Annotated in this window: 1 protein-coding gene; it reads left to right on the top strand. The window is 61.6% G+C overall.

The features are described from left to right. Positions 1–77: 77 nt before the first annotated feature. Positions 78–393: TrbG/VirB9 family P-type conjugative transfer protein (locus RVY79_RS17825; protein ID WP_317465846.1), on the top strand; the 316-nt coding region annotated here is incomplete at its 3' end.

The raw sequence follows: 393 nt of genomic DNA, 5'->3' as shown, positions 1-393 counted from the left end.
CCGAGCGCCCCGCGAAGCGCGCCGAACCTGTTATCCCCCCGCTGAACTTGGGATCAATGGCGGATGCCATGAACCCCATGAATCCGTTCAACGGTGGAGCGGAACCGCTGGCTATGCCGGGCGATTCCCGCCTCGTCGTCTTTACGTACAGCAAGGATCAGATTTATCGCGTCCTGACCGCGCCACTGAAGGGAACCACCATTGAGTTCCCGGACGATGAGCAGATCGTGTCGGAGCCGGCGTGGGGTGACAGCGTGCGCTGGGAATCGTCAACGGACAACGGCAATCATCTCTATCTCAAGCCGCACGCTGCCGGTCTGGTCAACACCCTGTCGGTGACCACAAACAAGCGCTCCTACGAGTTCACGCTGGTGTCGTCCCCCCTGGGCGGGA

This window comes from Chromohalobacter sp. HP20-39, assembly GCF_033052815.1.
Classification (GTDB): Bacteria; Pseudomonadota; Gammaproteobacteria; order Pseudomonadales; family Halomonadaceae; genus Chromohalobacter.
Note: the sequence above shows the minus strand (reverse complement) of the source record. Positions and strands in the feature narration are given on the sequence as shown.